This is a genomic window from Micromonospora sp. PLK6-60, assembly GCF_019890675.1.
GTDB lineage: Bacteria > Actinomycetota > Actinomycetes > Mycobacteriales > Micromonosporaceae > Micromonospora.
On the sequence record NZ_JAIOAA010000003.1, the window covers coordinates 322577 to 339027 of the forward strand.

17 protein-coding genes are annotated in these 16451 nt (G+C 73.6%); 4 read left to right on the forward strand and 13 right to left on the reverse strand.

Annotated features, from left to right (window positions below):
- Positions 1 to 183 precede the first annotated feature (183 nt).
- From K7640_RS07810 to K7640_RS07830, 5 genes are all read right to left on the reverse strand, one after another.
- The gene (locus K7640_RS07810; RefSeq protein ID WP_222954034.1) at positions 184 to 651 is read right to left on the reverse strand and encodes a DUF4442 domain-containing protein; all 468 of its coding nucleotides are present in this window, start codon (positions 649 to 651) and stop codon (positions 184 to 186) included.
- Between the two features lie 201 nt (positions 652 to 852).
- Positions 853 to 1044, reverse strand: coding sequence for a DUF397 domain-containing protein (locus tag K7640_RS07815; RefSeq protein WP_222954035.1), 192 nt, complete (start codon positions 1042 to 1044; stop codon positions 853 to 855).
- Positions 1035 to 1817 carry a helix-turn-helix transcriptional regulator gene (locus K7640_RS07820; RefSeq protein WP_255608367.1) on the reverse strand — a complete coding sequence of 261 codons (783 nt, stop codon included), beginning with the start codon at positions 1815 to 1817 and terminating at the stop codon, positions 1035 to 1037. Before K7640_RS07820 ends, K7640_RS07815 begins: the two co-directional genes overlap by 10 nt.
- Before the next feature lie 218 nt (positions 1818 to 2035).
- Positions 2036 to 3340 carry an ABC transporter ATP-binding protein gene (locus K7640_RS07825; RefSeq protein WP_222954036.1) on the reverse strand — a complete coding sequence of 435 codons (1305 nt, stop codon included), beginning with the start codon at positions 3338 to 3340 and terminating at the stop codon, positions 2036 to 2038.
- Positions 3341 to 3515: 175 nt separating this feature from the next.
- The gene (locus tag K7640_RS07830) at positions 3516 to 4886 is read right to left on the reverse strand and encodes an L-serine ammonia-lyase (RefSeq protein ID WP_222954037.1); all 1371 of its coding nucleotides are present in this window, start codon (positions 4884 to 4886) and stop codon (positions 3516 to 3518) included.
- A 341-nt stretch (positions 4887 to 5227) separates the two neighbouring features.
- On the opposite strand from K7640_RS07830, the gene K7640_RS07835 reads away from it, so the two are divergent.
- Complete coding sequence (locus K7640_RS07835; protein ID WP_222954038.1) at positions 5228 to 5431, forward strand: PspC domain-containing protein; 204 nt, start codon at positions 5228 to 5230, stop codon at positions 5429 to 5431.
- Positions 5432 to 5551: 120 nt separating this feature from the next.
- On the opposite strand, the gene K7640_RS07840 is transcribed toward K7640_RS07835, so the two are convergent.
- The 7 genes from K7640_RS07840 to pdxH all read right to left on the reverse strand — a co-directional run bounded on the left by K7640_RS07840 (position 5552) and on the right by pdxH (position 11654).
- Positions 5552 to 6346 (reverse strand): DUF4230 domain-containing protein, encoded by a 795-nt coding sequence (locus tag K7640_RS07840; RefSeq protein WP_222954039.1) that lies wholly within the window; start codon positions 6344 to 6346, stop codon positions 5552 to 5554.
- 99 nt (positions 6347 to 6445) lie between these two features.
- Positions 6446 to 7606 (reverse strand): acyl-CoA dehydrogenase family protein, encoded by a 1161-nt coding sequence (locus tag K7640_RS07845; RefSeq protein ID WP_222954040.1) that lies wholly within the window; start codon positions 7604 to 7606, stop codon positions 6446 to 6448.
- A gap of 32 nt (positions 7607 to 7638) precedes the next feature.
- Positions 7639 to 7944, reverse strand: coding sequence for a type II toxin-antitoxin system VapB family antitoxin (locus tag K7640_RS07850; RefSeq protein ID WP_222954041.1), 306 nt, complete (start codon positions 7942 to 7944; stop codon positions 7639 to 7641).
- Positions 7945 to 8136: 192 nt separating this feature from the next.
- Positions 8137 to 8739: a nitroreductase family protein gene (locus tag K7640_RS07855; protein ID WP_222954042.1), complete on the reverse strand. Its 603-nt coding sequence runs from the start codon at positions 8737 to 8739 to the stop codon at positions 8137 to 8139.
- A gap of 3 nt (positions 8740 to 8742) precedes the next feature.
- Positions 8743 to 9672 (reverse strand): aldose 1-epimerase family protein, encoded by a 930-nt coding sequence (locus K7640_RS07860; protein WP_222954043.1) that lies wholly within the window; start codon positions 9670 to 9672, stop codon positions 8743 to 8745.
- A 72-nt stretch (positions 9673 to 9744) separates the two neighbouring features.
- A complete protein-coding gene (locus K7640_RS07865) occupies positions 9745 to 11034 on the reverse strand; it encodes an MFS transporter (RefSeq protein WP_222954044.1) in 1290 nt (429 codons plus the stop codon).
- Positions 11031 to 11654, reverse strand: a complete 624-nt coding sequence (gene pdxH / locus K7640_RS07870) for a pyridoxamine 5'-phosphate oxidase (RefSeq protein WP_222954340.1) — start codon at positions 11652 to 11654, stop codon at positions 11031 to 11033. The genes K7640_RS07865 and pdxH overlap by 4 nt, the downstream gene beginning before the upstream one ends.
- 271 nt (positions 11655 to 11925) lie before the next feature.
- Here pdxH and K7640_RS07875 point away from each other — a divergent pair, with 271 nt between their 5' ends.
- The gene (locus tag K7640_RS07875) at positions 11926 to 13032 is read left to right on the forward strand and encodes a citrate synthase 2 (protein ID WP_222954045.1); all 1107 of its coding nucleotides are present in this window, start codon (positions 11926 to 11928) and stop codon (positions 13030 to 13032) included.
- Positions 13033 to 13110: 78 nt separating this feature from the next.
- Here the strand turns inward: K7640_RS07875 and K7640_RS07880 are convergent, their stop codons facing one another.
- The gene (locus K7640_RS07880) at positions 13111 to 13647 is read right to left on the reverse strand and encodes a DUF3592 domain-containing protein (protein WP_222954046.1); all 537 of its coding nucleotides are present in this window, start codon (positions 13645 to 13647) and stop codon (positions 13111 to 13113) included.
- A gap of 314 nt (positions 13648 to 13961) precedes the next feature.
- Here K7640_RS07880 and serC point away from each other — a divergent pair, with 314 nt between their 5' ends.
- Entirely contained in the window at positions 13962 to 15089 is a 1128-nt protein-coding gene (serC, locus tag K7640_RS07885; RefSeq protein WP_222954047.1) for a phosphoserine transaminase, read from the forward strand.
- 188 nt (positions 15090 to 15277) lie between these two features.
- Positions 15278 to 16372 carry a septation protein SepH gene (sepH, locus tag K7640_RS07890; RefSeq protein ID WP_222954048.1) on the forward strand — a complete coding sequence of 365 codons (1095 nt, stop codon included), beginning with the start codon at positions 15278 to 15280 and terminating at the stop codon, positions 16370 to 16372.
- Positions 16373 to 16451: the final 79 nt, after the last annotated feature.

Genomic DNA, 16451 nt, shown 5'->3' on the forward strand with positions numbered 1-16451 from the left:
AGGACGGCCCCACGTGCCGCAAGAGGCCCCTCGGGCGCCGCGACGGCCCCACGTACCGCAGGCCGGCCCGGCAGGCGGCCAGGACGGCCCCACGTGCCGCAAGTTGGCCCATCGGGCGGCTGGGATGGCCCCATGTGCCGCAAGTGGGCCGATCGCGCGAGCCGGATGGGCCGGCGAGGCCGGTCAGCGGTTCGGGCGTAGCGTCCAGGTGACGGTGAGCGCCGAGGTGACGGTGCCGTCCTCGGTGCCGATCTCCACCTCGACCGGGAACTCGGGCCGCTGCCCGGCGTCCAGCTCGGCCAGCACCTCGGCGGGGGCGCGGCCGAGCCGGGCGGTGGCCAGCACCGGCCCCATCGCCACCTTGCGGTAGCTGATGGTCGCGGTCACGGCCAGCGGTACGGCCCGGTCGAGCACCTGCCCGAAGGCGGCCAGCACCACCGCGCCGGAGGCGGTCTCCCCCAGCGTGAACATGGCCCCGGCGTGCGGGCCGCCCACGTGGTTGTGGTGCGCCGAGTCGTCGGGGAGCCGGACCACGGCCCGGACGCCGCCGTCGGCTTCGGGCGCGACCTCGACGAATTCGATTCCGAGCGTACGGGCGAACGGCACCGCTTCGAGGAGACCGGCCGCCACCTGGCGAGAGTCGATGGTCATGACCGAACGCTACTCGGCGGTAACCTAGTGGGCAAGGCGAAGCAGTCTGCGGTCACGGGCCACGTCGGCGGCGATCCGGTGTCTCAATGTCTCTTGATAAGAGACATTGAGCCCGAAATTCGGCAGGCGTGACCCCAAGTAAGAGACATTGGGACATGCCGGTGATCCGCACTTACCGTTCGGGACGCAGCGCCCCATGTCCTACCCGGCGCGCTTGGTGTGCGCGACGAACGCCGCCCAGCTCGCCGGCGTGAAGGTCAGCACCGGCCCCTGCCGGTCCTTGCTGTCGCGGACCCCCACCACGTCGGGCAGGTTGTCCGCCACCTCGACACAGTTGCCCTGATTGCCGCTGCTGCGGGTGCTCGTGCGCCAGGTCGCGCCGGTCAGCTCCATCGTTTCGCCGCCTCCGAGATCGCCGCCAGGGTCGCCCCGTGCGGCATCGCCTCCGCGCGGACGGACTCCCAGGTCTGCCGCAGCGAGTTTATGTCCACCGTCCGCTCCACGATGGAGCCGTGCAACTGGTTATCCAGGTAGCCCAGGTCGTCGCCGTCGGGCGGGGTGGCGAGCACGAATGCGCCGTTGAGCCCCGGATAGGCGCCGACCGTCTCCGGCACCAGGTGCAGGTGCACCCGGGGCCGGCGGCCGATCTCGATGAGGTGTTCCAACTGCTCGCGCATCACCTTCGGGCCGCCGACCGGGCGGGCCAGCACCGAGTGGTCGAGCACCACCACGAACTGCGGCGGCGCGGGCCGGTCCAGCACCGCCTGCCGGGCCAGCCGGGCCGCCAGCGGCTGCTCGATCGCCTCGCCGACGAGCTGCGCGGCGCCCTCATACAGCGCGCGGGCGTACGCCTCGGTCTGCAACAGGCCCGGGACGACCAGCGGCTCGAAACTACGCAGCGCGGTTGCCTCCTGCTCGATGGACACCCACTCGCGGAACCACGGCATCAGCGCCTCCTGCACCAGCGCGTCCCGGATGCGGACCAGCAGGCCGCCGCCGTTCAGCACCTCGTCGCAGCGCTCGGTGAACTCGGCGCGCGGCGGGCGGCGGCACTGCTCGACGGCCGCCACCAGCGAGGCCGAATAGCTCACCCGCTCGCCCAGCGCCTCCTGGGTCAGCCCGGCCTCGGCACGCAGCCGGCGCAGCTCACCGGAGTACGCGGACAACCGGATCGGCCTGTCGATCTATCTGTGCGGGCTGCTCTACGAGGCCACGCGCGACCTCTACCGGCTCAACGCCGCCGACGCGCCGTCGCCCACCGACATGTTCGCGCGCTTCGTCGCCTGGGGCGCGCACCGCCGCCCGCCACCCGCGCCAACCGACGGGTGTTAACAGGGGGCCCTTCCTATACCGGAGGCGTTAATAAGGGCACCCTCCTTGCACCTCAGCGCCAGCCGACGTCGATGCGGTCGCCGCGCTCGTCGAAGAAGTGCAGCGCGTCCATCCGGACCTGGATGGCCAGCGAGTGCCCCGCCGACACCGCCGGGTACGGGGCCAGCCGGACCGCCAGTTCGGCCGGGCGGCGGTGGTGCCGCCCCGGGTCGGGCAGCACGCTGGTCCGGCCGCCGGTCACCGGCGCCGCCTCCGTCCCGGGTTCCACCGGCCGGCCGGCGAGCCGCTGCATCACCTGCCCGAAGCGGCGCAGGCCACGCTGGCCGGGCGCGCCCTCCTCCGCCGTGCCGGCCATCTCGTCGACCATCACCGCGGTGGCGCCGATGTCGAGGAAGGCCAGCGACTCGTGACCGTGGTGCTCCAGGTAGCGGATCCGGCCCTGGAGCACGTCGCCCGGGGCGTCCGGGGCGACCGGGGTGAGCGCCTCGGCCCGCATCCCGACCACGATCCGCTCGCCGTGGTAATGCGCCACGGCGCGGCTGCGGATGTCGTCCCAGGGCAGGTAGAGCGCCTGCTCGCCGAGGGTGAGCGTGACGTACCGGTCCAGGTGCACGTAGACGGACGCCTCCAGCAGGTTCATCCGGGGGCTGCCGAGGAAGGCGGCGACGTAGAGGGTGGCCGGCCGGCCGTAGACCTGGGTGGGGGTGCCGACGTCCTGGAGCACGCCCTTGCGCATGATGGCGACCCGGTCGGCCATGGTCAGCGCCTCGGCCTGGTCGTGGGTGACGTAGATGGTGGTCACCCCCAGCTCGCGGGTCAGGCCGGAGATCTCCGCCCGCAGCTCGGCGCGGAGCCCGCTGTCCAGGTTGGACAGCGGCTCGTCCATCAGGAACAGGCCGGGGCGCCGCACGATCGCCCGGCCCATCGCGACCCGCTGGCGCTGCCCGCCGGAGAGCTGGCTGGGCTTGCGGCCGAGCACGTCCCCGATGCCGAGCGCGGCGGCCACGTCCTGGATCCGCTCGCCGCGCGGGTTGGGCTCGACTCCGGCCAGCCGCAACGGGAAGCCGATGTTGTCCCCCACCGTCATGTGTGGATAGAGGGCGAAGTCCTGGAAGACCATGGCGATGCCGCGGTCCCGCGGCGGCAGGTCGTTGGCGACCTCGCCGTTGAGCATGACCGCCCCGGCCGTCGGATCCTCCAGCCCGGCGACCATCCGCAGCACTGTCGACTTGCCGCAGCCCGAAGGGCCGAGCAGCACCATGAACTCGCCGTCGTTGACGTCGAGATTGACGGTGTCAACCGCCAGCGTTCCGTCCTGGAACACCTTGGTGACATCCTTGAGCGCCACGGTGGTCACGCCGCTGCCCCTCCCCGCACCTTGTCGACCGAACCCGCGATTGACTGTGACCAGGATCATTGGATCCGCACATCGGGTAAACGTGCCATGTTCCACAGGTGACGGAGTTGTTACCTGAACGCGCGGCGTGAGCGTACGACAAGCGGGCTGATCAGGGCGTTCTATCTACGGAGGGTCAGCACTCGATCACGTTAACCGCGAGGCCGCCCCGCGCGGTCTCCTTGTATTTGATCTTCATGTCGGCGCCGGTCTCCCGCATGGTCTTGATGACCTTGTCCAGCGACACGTGGTGCACCCCGTCGCCGCGCAGCGCCAGCCGGGCGGCGGTGATCGCCTTGATGCTCGCCACCGCGTTGCGCTCGATGCACGGGATCTGCACCAGCCCGCCGACCGGGTCGCAGGTCAGCCCGAGGTTGTGCTCCATGCCGATCTCGGCGGCGTTCTCCACCTGCTCCGGCGTGCCGCCCAGCGCCTCGGCCAGCCCTGCGGCGGCCATCGAGCAGGCCGAGCCGACCTCGCCCTGGCAGCCGACCTCGGCGCCGGAGATCGAGGCGTTCTCCTTGAACAGCACGCCGATCGCGCCGGCGGCCAGCAGGAAGCGCACCACCCCGTCGTCGGAGGCGCCCGGGACGAACCGGGTGTAGTAGTGCAGGACCGCCGGAATGATCCCGGCCGCGCCGTTGGTCGGCGCGGTGACCACCCGCCCGCCGGCCGCGTTCTCCTCGTTGACCGCCAGGGCGAACAGCGTCACCCAGTCCATCGCCCGCAGCGGGTCGGTCGAGTCGACCTCCGCCGTCAGGCTCCGGTGCAGCTCGGCGGCGCGCCGGCGGACCTTCAGCCCGCCGGGGAGCACCCCGTCGCGCGCGCAGCCCTGCGCGACGCACTCCCGCATCACCCGCCAGATCTCCAGCAGGCCGGCCCGGATCTCGCCCTCGGTCCGCCAGGACCGCTCGTTGGCCAGCATCACCTCGCTGATCGACAGCCCGGTCGCGGAGGTCACGTCGAGCAGCTCGGCGCCGGTGTAGAACGGGTGCCGGACCGCAGTGGTGTCCGGCTTGATCCGGTCCGCGCCGGCCGCCGCCTCGTCGACCACGAAACCGCCACCCACCGAGTAGTACGTCCGGACGCGCAGCTCGGCGCCGGTCCCGTCGTACGCCGCGAAGGTCATCCCGTTCGGGTGGTACGGCAGCGAGCGGCGGCGGTGCAGCACCAGGTCCCGGTCCGGGTCGAAGTCGATCTCCTCCGCGCCGAGCAGAACCAACCGCCGCTCGGCGCGGATCCGGGCCACCCGCGGGCCGACGGAGTCGGTGTCGACGGTCTCCGGCGCCTCGCCCTCCAGCCCGAGCAGCACCGCCCGGTCGCTGCCGTGGCCGTGCCCGGTGGCGCCCAGCGAGCCGAACAGCTCGGCGCGGACCCGCGCGGTGCCGCTGAGCAGCCCGTCGGCCTTGAGGCCGGCCACGAAGGTCCGGGCGGCGCGCATCGGGCCCACGGTGTGTGAGCTCGACGGCCCGATGCCGACGCTGAAGAGGTCGAAAACACTGATCATGGGTGCACTTTCCTCGCCGCCGTCCCCGTCGTGCGGAAACCGGCCCGGGTCACGACCGCCCTGGTCGGGGCGGTGTCGGAGCCGTCCGGGGTGTGGCCGGCCCGACCGGCGAGCCTACCTCCCCGGTCCCGGTACCCGCCCGGGCCGCCCGGCACGCCCCGCCGCGGCCGACGGCCCGGCCGCGACGGGCGAGCGGGCGGCAGGCGTCGGATCGGGCCCGCCCGGGTACTTCCCTACGGGTACGGGGCCACCGGATCCGCCCGGAGACGGAGGGCGAGGTGGCCGCCGCTGCCTACCGTTGAGCTCAGCGCGGCGGATCGCCGCAGAGTGGGAGTACGACGATGAGTCGCAAACTGTTCCGGCCCCGCCAGGGGCGCGTGCTTGCCGGTGTCTGCGCCGGCCTGGCCCTCCGCTTCGGCATGTCGGCCAACCTGATCCGGCTGCTGTTCGTGCTGTCCCTGCTGCTGCCCGGCACGCAGGTCATCGTCTACCTGGTGCTCTGGGTGCTGATGCCCAACGAGGAGCGCTACGCCGCCCGCTACTGACCTGCGTGCCGCGCCGCCCGCCCCGCAGGCCCCCACGGGCCATCGGACGGGCGGCGTCGTCCCGCCCGCGCCGCCCGCCCCGCAGCTTTCGGGGGCGGGCGGTGCCGTTCCGGCCGGCCGTCAGGGGGCGGTGTAGGTGACGGTGACCTTCTCGTAGCCGAGGGAGCGCAGCAGCCCCTCGAGCATCTTGCGGGTGTTCTCCTCGGCGCGTTGGGCCAGCCCGCTGTCCCGCGCCGCCTTGGAGATCCGGTCCTCGGCGAGCTTGTAGACCTGCTGCTGCCGGTTGGGGTCGTTGCCGACCAGGTCGCCGAGGCGGTTGAGCAGGCCGCGCTGCTCGGCGAAGACGTAGCTCTTGTCCAGGTCGAGGTTGGTCTCGCCGAGCTGCGGCGCGGGCAGCTTGATCTCCACCGACTTCTTGTCGGCCGACTCGGTGATCGCCCCCTCGGAGATCTTGGCGAAGTCGACGTACGCCTCGACGCTGCCGGCCCCGACGAAGAGGGTGCGCTCGTTGAGCAGGAAGTCGGGCACGTTGGCCCGGTCCTTCTGGGTGTCCACCACCACCTGGAAGTTGCCCTCCGCCGCGACGTAGCGGCTCAGGTCCTGGATCGACTTCAGCAGCGGCGGTTGGCTGCGGTCGGTCTGCTGCTCGGCGAACGGGTTACGGAAGCTCGGGAAGAGGCCGGTCGCCTGGGTGGCGATCAGCGCCACCATCACCAGCGCCGCCGCGCCGAGCACCCAGAGCAGCCCCCGGGTGGGCGCCCCCGGGCCGCGCGGGCCCGGCGGCGGCGCGTCCGGACCGCCGGGCCCACCGGCCGGGGGCTCACCCGGACCGTCCAGCCGGCCGGTCAGGGCGGTGCCGGTCGGATATTCCGGAAACTCCCTGGTCGGCTCGTTGATCTCACCGTCGCGGGCCATCGCCCTCACCGTCCTCGTCAGACACATCGACTGAAGATGACGGTAAGGCCACCGTGCGACACCCGCGCGGCGAGCGACCCGAACGGGTGAATCCGCAGGTCAGGCGAACGCGGACAGGCCGGTGAGGGTCTGCCCGATGACCAGCTGGTGGATCTCGGAGGTGCCCTCGTAGGTGAGCACGCTCTCCAGGTTGTTGGCGTGCCGCATGACCGGGTATTCGGCGGAGACGCCGTTCGCGCCGAGGATCGTCCGGCACTGCCGGGCGATCTCCAGGGCCTCCCGGACGTTGTTCAGCTTGCCCACGCTGACCTGCGCCGGGCGCAGCGTGCCGGCGTCGGCCAGCCGGCCCAGGTGCAGCGCCAGCAGCAGGCCCTTGTTCCACTCCACCGCCATGTCGGCGAACTTCGCCTGGGTGAGCTGGAAGCCGGCGATCGGCCGGCCGAACTGGGTGCGGGTGCCCGCGTACGACAAAGCGGTCTCCAGGCAGTCGCGGGCCGCGCCGAGCGCGCCCCAGACGATGCCGTGCCGGGCCTCGGTGAGGCAGCCCAGCGGCGCCTTCAGGCCGACCGCCTCGGGCAGCCGGGCGTCGGCCGGCAGCCGCACGTCGTCCAGGGTGATCTCGCCGGTCACCGACGCGCGCAGGGACATCTTGTGCCGGATCTCGCGCGCCGCCACCCCCGGCGTGTCCATGGGTACGGCGAAGCCGCGTACCCCCTCGTCGGTGCGGGCCCAGATCACCGCGACGTCGGCGATCGGCGCGTTGGTGATCCACATCTTGCCGCCGGTGAGGATCCAGTCGTCGCCGTCCCGGCGGGCCCGGGTGGCCATCGAGGCCGGGTCGGAGCCGTGGTCCGGCTCGGTCAGCCCGAAGCAGCCGATCGCCTCGCCGGCCGCCATGGCGGGCAGCCAGCGCTGCTTCTGCTCCTCGCTGCCGTACCGCCAGATCGCGTACATGGCCAGCGAGCCCTGCACCGAGACCAGCGAGCGGACGCCGGAGTCGCCGGCCTCCAGCTCCAGGCAGGCCAGCCCGTAGGCGACGGCGGACGCGCCGGCGCAGCCGTATCCGGTCAGGTGCATGCCGAGCAGGCCGAGCTTGCCGAACTCCACGGCCAGTTCGCGCGCCGGGACCTGGCCGCTCTCGTACCAGCCGGCGACGTGCGGGCGTACCCGGTCGTCGACCAGCCGGCGCACGACGGACCGGATCTGGCGCTCCTCCTCGCCCAGCGACGCGTCGATGTCCAGCAGGTCCAGAGGGCTCATGCGGCTCACCTTAACGAAGCCTCAGCGCGGGGTCACTCCGCCGCCGCGCCGAGCACCAGCACCCGGGCGTGGATCTGGTTGCGCTGCTGCAACGCCGCCCGCAGCGCCCGGTGCAGGCCGTCCTCCAGGTAGAGGCCGCCGTTCCACTGCACCACGTGCGGGAAGAGGTCGCCGTAGAAGGTCGAGTCCTCGGCGAGCAGCTTGTCCAGCGCCAACTCCCGCTTGGTGGTGATCAGCTGATCCAGCCGCAGCGGGCGCGGCGGGATCTCCGCCCACTGCTTGAGGGTGTAGTTGTGCTCCGGGTAGGGACGCCCGTCCCGGACCGCTCGGAAAATCACGGCACGCTCCCCTCCCCGCGTACGGACCGACCCACGGCGCGGAGCCGGGTCGCGCCGTGGTGCCGCACGGCGCGGCACCGATGACCGTGCCAGCGTAACCGCCCTCGCCACACCGTTTTTTGCTCCCTCATGTCGCTTTCGTCACCGTCGGTACCCCACCGGACGCCGTTCGAATCCGCCGAGCGGGACGGGTCAGCTCCACCGCCCCCGGTGGACCACCTCGTCCACCGGGCGGCGCCCCCGCCGCAGCGACGGTGACCGGTGGTCCGGTGCACGGTAGCCGACGGTGACCGCGCCGATCGGCTGATATTCCGCCGGCACGCCGAACGCCTCCCGGTACGCCTCGATCCGCTGCGGCGGAACGCCGAAGAAGCACGCCCCCAGCCCCTCGTCCACGGCGGTGAGCAGCATCAGCAGGGCGGCGAAGCCGGTGTCGACAAACCAGTAGGGCACCGGCCAGCGCTCGGTCGAGCGGTCCGCCCAGCCCTTGTCCGGCTCGGCGTACCGCTCCAGGTAGGCGGCGCGGTTGGCGTGCGGCACCACGATCAGCGGGGCCCGGCGCATCCCGGCCAGCCAGCGCTCCCGGCCCCCGCCCTCCGGCGTCGCGGCGGCCCAGAACCGGTCCCGGTCCGCCGGCTCCTCCAGCACCAGGAAGCCCCAGCCCTGCGCGAAGCCGGCCGACGGCGCCCGGACCGCGTGCGCCAGCAACCGGTCCACCACCTCCGGCGGGACCGGGCGGTCCGGGTCGTAGTTGCGCACCATCCGGCGCCGCCGGACCACCTCGGCGAACTCCACGCCTCAGGCCGCCATCGGCCGCACGCCCCAGCTGCCCCGCCAGGTCTGCTCGGGGGCCAGCACGATCAGGTCCTTGCCGGAGCGGAACGCGTCCGCCGGGCAGGTCATCGGCTCCACCGCGATCGACCGGCGGTAGCGCGGGCCGGTCAGCGTGTCCCCGGTGAAGACCTGCCACCAGCCGAACTCCCGGTCCGCCCAGATCTCCACCGCGCCGGCGCCGCCCGGCCCGGCCAACTGCACCGCCGAGCCGCCGTCGTCGTCCCGCTCCACCTGGCCGAAGGCCATGTCCAGCACCGCGTCGCCGATCCGGCGGGGCTCGGTGTAGTCGTACTCGGTGCCGGCCACCTCGGTGGCGCCGATCGGCAGCAGCCGGGAGTCCAGCAGCAGCCGGGTCCGCCCCGGCACCCGCATCGAGATCTCCTCCACCGGCACCTCGGGCACCCGCAGGTACGGGTGCACGGAGAAGCCGAACGGCGCCGGCTCGGCGGAGAGGTTCGTCGCCTCGTGGTCGGCCCGCAGCCCGTCCGCGCCCACGCTCCACCGGGTACGCAGCCGCAGCGCCCACGGGTAGCCCGGGGTCGGCGGCAGCTCGTACTCCACGGTCACCGCGTCGGCGGCCTCCTCGACGGCCCGCCAGGGCACCCAGGCGACCAGCCCGTGGATGGCGTTGTGCCGGGGCGGCTCGGTCAGGTCGAGCTGCAACGACCGCCCGCCGAAGGTGTACGCCCCGTCCCGGATCCGGTTCGGCCAGGGGGCCAGCGGGTGACCGGCGAAGCCGGGGGAGATCTCGTCGATGTCGTACCCGTCGAGGCGGTCGACGCCGTCGTACTGGTACGTGCGGACCCCGCCGCCCACCTCGACGATGACCGCCTCGTGCCCGGCGGCGGAGATGGTCCACTGTGTCCCGGACGGCGGGCGCGGCGAATTGTCCATGCGCTCAGTGTAAGGAGGGGGCCCTTGTTAACGCGGGCACGTTAACAAGGGCCCCCTCCTAACGTCGGCGGCTCAGTCGCGGTCGGCGGCCCGGACGGACCGGTAGCGGCGCAGGGTCGGGAAGGCCGCCGCGAGCAGCAGCGTCAACGCCCCGGCGATCAGCCCGCCGCTGACCCAGGCGAACCCGGCCCCGCCGAACGCCGCCGCGGTGCCGGCGCGCAGATCGCCCAGGCGTGGCCCGCCCGCCACCACCACCGTGTTCACCCCCTGGAGCCGGCCGCGCATCCGGTCCGGCGCGTGCACCAGCAGGATCGACTGCCGCAGCACCGCGCTGACCAGGTCGGCGGCGCCCGCCACCGCGAGCAGCACCACCATCAGCCAGAGCCGGTGCGCCAGCCCGGCCACCGCGATCGCCGCGCTCCAGCCCAGCACGGCCACCACCAGGGCCAGCCCCTGCCGGCGCAGCCGGCCGATCCAGCCGCTGGTCAGCCCGCCGAGCATCGCCCCGATGGCGATCGCGCTGAACAGCCAGCCGACCGCCGCCCCACCGCCGAATCGCTCGTCGGCGATCTCCGGGAAGAGCGCGCGGGGCATGGCCAGGATCATCGCGATCAGGTCGATCACGAAGGAGAGCATCAGGATCGGCGTGGTGACCAGATAGCGGAACCCGTCCACGATGCCGGCCAGCCCGCCCCGGCTCAGCTCGCCCTCGGCGGGCGGCGCCGGCGGCATCGCCGGCAGCCGGACGGTCGCCACCACCAGGCCGGTGAAGAGCACGGCGTCCATCGCGTACGCCAGCGGCAGGCCGGTCCCGGTGCCGGCGACGGCGAAGACCAGGCCGGCGGCGAGCGGACCGAAGACCGATGCGGCGGTGAAGGTGGTGTAGTTCAGCGTGGTGGCGGCCGGCACCAACTCGGCCGGGAGCAGCCGGGGCAGGATCGCCGACCGGGCCGGCGAGCTGACCGCGAACGCCACCGAGTGCACCGCGACCAGCGCCAGCAGCAGCACCGGGCTGCCCACCCCGAGCAGCGCCTGGCCGAGCAGGGCCAGCACCGAGAACCAGAGCAGCGCCGAGCCGCCCAGCAGCACCCGACGCCGGTCCCGGGCGTCGGCCACCGCGCCGCCCCAGAGCCCGAAGACCAGCAACGGTACGAAGGCGGCGACACCCAGCATGCCGACCCAGAGCGAGTCGCGGGTCAGCTCGTACATCTCCACCGGTACGGCCACGGTGGTGAACTGGAAGCCGAACATGGCCACCGTGTTGCCGAGCCACAGCCGGCGGAACGCGGGCACCCGCAGCGGGCGTACGTCGATCGCCCAGCGGCCCGCCCCACGCGGCCGGGCCTTCTCGACCGCCGTCACGGGGCCAGCCGCTCGACGGCCCAGCCGTCCCCGTCCCGCCGGAACCGCAGCCGGTCGTGCAGCCGGCTGGCCCGCCCCTGCCAGAACTCCACCGTCTCCGGCCGCACCCGGAACCCGCCCCAGTGCGGCGGGGCCGGCAGCGGGTCGACGCCGGCGAACCGCTCCACCACCGCCCGGTACGCCTCGTCCAGCGCGGCCCGGTCCGGCAGCACCGAGGACTGGGCGCTGGCCCACGCGCCGAGCTGCGAGCCGCGCGGCCGGCTGGCGAAGTACGCCTCGGTCTCGGCCCGGTCGACCGGCGCGATCCGGCCGGCCACCACCACCTGCCGCTGCATCGGGAACCACGGAAAGACCAGGCTCGCCCAGGGGTTGGCCAGCGCCTCGACCCCCTTGCGCGAGCCGTGGTTGGTGAAGAGCACGAAGCCCGCCGCGTCGTACCCCTTGAGCAGCACGGTGCGGCCGCTCGGCCGGCCGGCGGCGTCGGCGGTGCCGAGCACCATCGCGTTCGGCTCGGGCAGCCCGGCGGCCACCGCGTCGCTGAACCAGCGGCCGAACTGGGTGGGCCAGTCCGGGGCCAGGTCGGCCTCGGAAAGACCCTGGTCGGCGTACTCGTTGCGCATGCCCGCCGGCCCTGGTGTGTCGCCTGTCACAACTCGCTCCCTCTCGCCGACCGGCCGTCCCCGTCCTGACCAGGCCGCACCGACCAGTCTCACCCAGGGCCGCCCGCCGTCCAGTCCCACCGGATGTCGCGTGCGGCACAGTCGCGCTGGGTCGCGCGCTCGGTTACCCAGCAGGCAAGATGGCACGAACACATCCCTGAGGGTCGCTTAAGGTGCCGGGTGGGGACGAGCGCACGGCGGGCCCACCGAGCCAGAAGCCAGGAGAACCGAGATGGCCGACTTCAAACCGGGGCTGGAGGGCGTGGTCGCCTTCGAGACCGAGATCGCCGAACCGGATCGCGAGGGCGGTTCGCTGCGCTACCGGGGCGTGGACATCGAGGATCTGATCGGCCAGGTCTCCTTCGGCAACGTCTGGGCGCTGCTGGTCGACGGCCGGTTCGGCCCGGGCCTGCCGCCGGCCGAGCCGTTCCCGGTGCCCGTGCACTCCGGTGACATCCGGGTCGACGTGCAGTCGGCGGTCGCCATGCTCGCCCCGTACTGGGGGCTCAACCAGCTCCTCGACATCTCCGACGAGCAGGCCCGCGAGGACCTGGCCCGGGTATCGGTCACCGCGCTCTCCTTCGTCGCCCAGTCGGCCCGTGGCCTCGGCCTGCCGGCCGTACCGCAGAAGGAGATCGACAAGGCGACCACCATCGTCGAGCGGTTCATGAAGCGCTGGCGGGGCGAGCCGGACCCGCGGCACGTCAAGGCCGTCGACGCATACTTCATCTCGGCCGCCGAGCACGGCCTGAACGCCTCCACCTTCACCGCCCGGATCGTCGCCTCCACCGGCGCGGACGCCGCGGCCTGCATCTCGTCGGGCATCGGCGCGCTCTCCGGCCCGCTGCACGGCGGCGCCCCCTCCCGGGTGCTGACCATGCTGGAGGCCGTCGAGCGCAGCGGCGACGCCGAGGGGTACGTCCGCAGCGTGCTCGACCGGGGCGAGCGGCTGATGGGCTTCGGCCACCGGGTCTACCGGGCCGAGGACCCGCGCGCCCGGGTGCTCCGGCGCACCGCCAAGGAGCTGGGCGCGCCCCGCTTCGAGGTCGCCGAGGCGCTGGAGAAGGCCGCCCTGGCCGAGTTGCAGGCCCGCCGCCCCGACCGGGTGCTCGCCACCAACGTCGAGTTCTGGTCGGCCGTGGTGCTGGACTTCGCCGAGGTGCCCGCGCACATGTTCACCTCGATGTTCACCTGCGCCCGGATGGGCGGCTGGTCGGCGCACATCCTGGAGCAGAAGAAGCTCCAGCGGCTGGTCCGCCCGTCGGCCCGGTACGTCGGCCCCGGCCCCCGCCGCCCGCAGGAGGTCGAGGGCTGGGGCGCCGTCCCCCACGGCGTCTGAGGTGTAAGGAGGGGCCCCCTGTTAACGCATTCTGCATAGCAGGGGGCCCCTGTTAACACCCGCCGACCGCGTACGCGGTCAGGGCCAGCCGCCCCGCCAGGAGAGCCAGCTGACCACGGCCAGCCAACCGGCGCCGATCAGCACGATCACCGGCAGCACGAACGGCCAGAAGTGGACCCGGGTGTCGATCACGTAGCTGGCCGGGTCGGCCGGGTGGTACCGCACCGTGATCACGTCCCCGACCTGGGTGCCGCTGTACGTGCCGGTCACCGCCTCCACCCGCCGGCCGCCGTCGGTGGTGAACGCCACCCGGTCCTCCTTGCCGTCGTGCGCCAGCACGGTCGCCCGCGCCGTCCGGTCGGCGGCGAGCAGATGCCGGTCCCGGTCCGCCTCCACGGCGGCGACGACCAGGAGTACGACGGTGAAGCCGGCGCCGAGGAGCAGGGCGAGCCAGCGGCTGACCGCCGTACCCCAGGCGAGCCGGAACCGGCGCGCCCGCGCGCGGCGGAGGTCGCGGGGGCGTACCCGGCGGGTGGGGCCGGCGGCCGGGCCGGATCGGCGGGCCTGGCGGCTACGGCGCGCCCGGCGGCCGGCCCCGCCCGCACGACCGGCCATGGCCCCTCCCCCGGTGCCGCCCCCACTGGCCCCCGATGATGCCGGGCGGCGGCAGGACGAGCGTTAACAGGGGGCCCCTGCTATGCAGGAGGCGTTAACAAGGGCACCCTCCTTCCACCTGTGGCGCATCCCTCATCGCGCGATGGTGGGCTGGCGGCCGGTGCGGGCGTGGTGGGTGCGAGGATGGGGGCTCGGCAGTGCCGCCGGACCGGGCTCGGATCCCGGCCGCCGTGCGCCCGGTGCGCGCGTCCCGCCGTCGATCCGTGCCCGCATCAGGGCCCGTCCCCGCCCCTGCGGAGAGGATCGAGACAACCGTGGCTGACGCACCGACCATCCGGATTCCCGACGACATCAAGCCCGCCGACGGGCGCTTCGGCTGCGGGCCGTCCAAGGTCCGTCCGGCGGCGGTCTCCGCGCTCGCCGACGTCGCCACCAGCTACCTGGGCACCTCGCACCGGCAGCAGACGGTCCGCGACCAGGTCGCCCGGCTGCGCCGGGGCATCGCGGAGTTCTTCGCCCTCCCGGAGGGCTACGAGGTGGTCATCGGCAACGGCGGCACCACCGCCTTCTGGGAGGTGGCCACCTTCGGGCTGGTCCGCGACCGGGCCCAGTTCGCCAGCTTCGGCGAGTTCGGCGCGAAGTTCGCCAAGTCGGTCAAGGACGCCCCGTTCCTCGGCGAGCCGACCGTCCGCAAGTCCGAGCCGGGCACCGCCCCGGCCCTGGTCGCCGAGGCGGGCGTGGACGTCTACGCCACCCCGCACAACGAGACCTCCACCGGCGTGGCCGTGCCGATCAGCCGGGTGCCGGGCGCCGACGAGGGCTCGCTGCTGCTGGTCGACGCCACCTCCGGCGCCGGCGGGCTGGACGTCAACGTCGGCGAGACCGACGTCTACTACTTCGCCCCGCAGAAGTGCTTCGGCTCCGACGGCGGCCTCTGGCTGGCCCTGATGTCGCCGGCCGCGCTGGAGCGGGCCACCGAGATCAAGGGGTCCGGCCGCTACATCCCGGCCTTCCTCGACCTGGTCACCGCGATCGACAACTCGCGGCTGGAGCAGACGTACAACACCCCGGCACTGGCCACCATCTTCCTGGCCGCGGAGCAGACCGACTGGATGAACTCCCAGGGCGGCCTGGCCTGGGCGGCCAAGCGCACCGCGGAGAGCGCCGGCATCGTGTACGGCTGGGCGGAGCGCTCGTCGTTCGCCACCCCGTTCGTGGCCGACCCGGCGCTGCGCTCCAACGTGGTCGCCACCATCGACTTCGCCGAGGGGGTGGACGCCGCGGCGGTGGCCAAGGTGCTGCGCGCCAACGGCATCGTCGACACCGAGCCGTACCGGAAGCTGGGCCGCAACCAGCTGCGGGTGGCGCTCTTCCCGGCGGTCGAGCCGGCCGACGTGGAGGCGCTGACCGCGTCCATCGACCACGTGGTCGAGCGACTCTGATCACCTTGTGACGGTGGGTGGTCGCCGGCGCGCCGGCGACCACCCACCGTGATCATCGCCGCAGCTCAGTCCCGACATGCCGGGTGTCACATCCCCCACCTTGTCGAAGATGAGCGTACGGTGGTGCGAGACGCCCGGGTGGCCGGCTCGTGGCGTGACGGCCAGCGAAGCGGGACGGAGGCAACGTTATGCGCCCAGTACGCTTCGTCGCCCTCTCCGAGGACGGCCAGGCCCTGGTGCTCGCCGACGAGGTCGGCCGCCTGCTCGCCCTCCCGATCGACGAACGGATCGCCTCGGCGATGCACGCCGAGCCCGGCGCGCCGCCGCTGGCCGTGGTGCCCGCCGCCACCGATCCGGCGCCGTCGCTGTCGCCCCGGGACATCCAGGCCAAGATCCGCTCGGGCGAGTCCGCCGAGGACGTGGCCCGGATCGCCGGCGTGCCGGTCGACAGGGTGCTCCGCTACGCCGGCCCGGTGCTCCAGGAGCGGGCCATGCTCGCCCAGCACGCCCGCCGCTCCCGGCTCAAGGGCGCGGAGAAGCCGACGCCGCTGTCCGAGGTGGTCAACGGCCGGCTGGCCCAGCACGGCATCGACACCGAGAAGATCTCCTGGGACGCCTACCGGCGGGACGACGGGACCTGGCGGATCATCGCCACCTGGCCGTCCGGCAAGGCCACCGCGCAGGCGGTCTGGGATCTGGACAAGAGCCGTCAGCACGTCACCCCGCACGACGACATGGCGCAATACCTGTGCGCCGAGCGGCCCACGCCGATCCTCGGCCAGGAGCCGGCGCCGGAGCGGGGCGGTCACGCGCTGCCCGGCCCGTCCCGGGGCGAGCCGAGCCGGGGTGGGCACGGCCTGCCCGCGGCGAGCGGCGAGCCGCGTCCCGGCCGGGATCCGATCCGGGCCGGGCGGGACGCCCTGCTCGCCTCGCTGGACCGGCCGCTCGGCGGCTCGTCCGGTCGGGGTCTCGACACCCGCAGCCCGGCCGCGCTCGGCAACCCGGACGCGCCCCGGCAGCGGGCCGTCGGCGGTGGCGCCGCGGCGCTGCTCGGCGGCGGTCCCGGGTCGGCGTTCGACGACGACTCGGACGCGCCGAAGGAGGTCCCGGCCGTGCCGTCGCTGGCCGTGCTCCGGCCGCGCCGGACGGGCCCGGGGGCGGCGGCCGCCGCCGGTGGCACCGGCAGCGAGTCGACGGACGCCGCCGGTAAGCCGCGCAAGCGGCTGCCGAGCTGGGACGACGTGCTCTTCGGCAGCGGTCCGGCCGCCCGCGAGTCATCCTGACCGAGCTGATCCGACACACTCCGGCCGGCGTCCTCGACGCCGGCCGGAGTTCGTTGGTCACTCGAAGTGCCCACGTGCC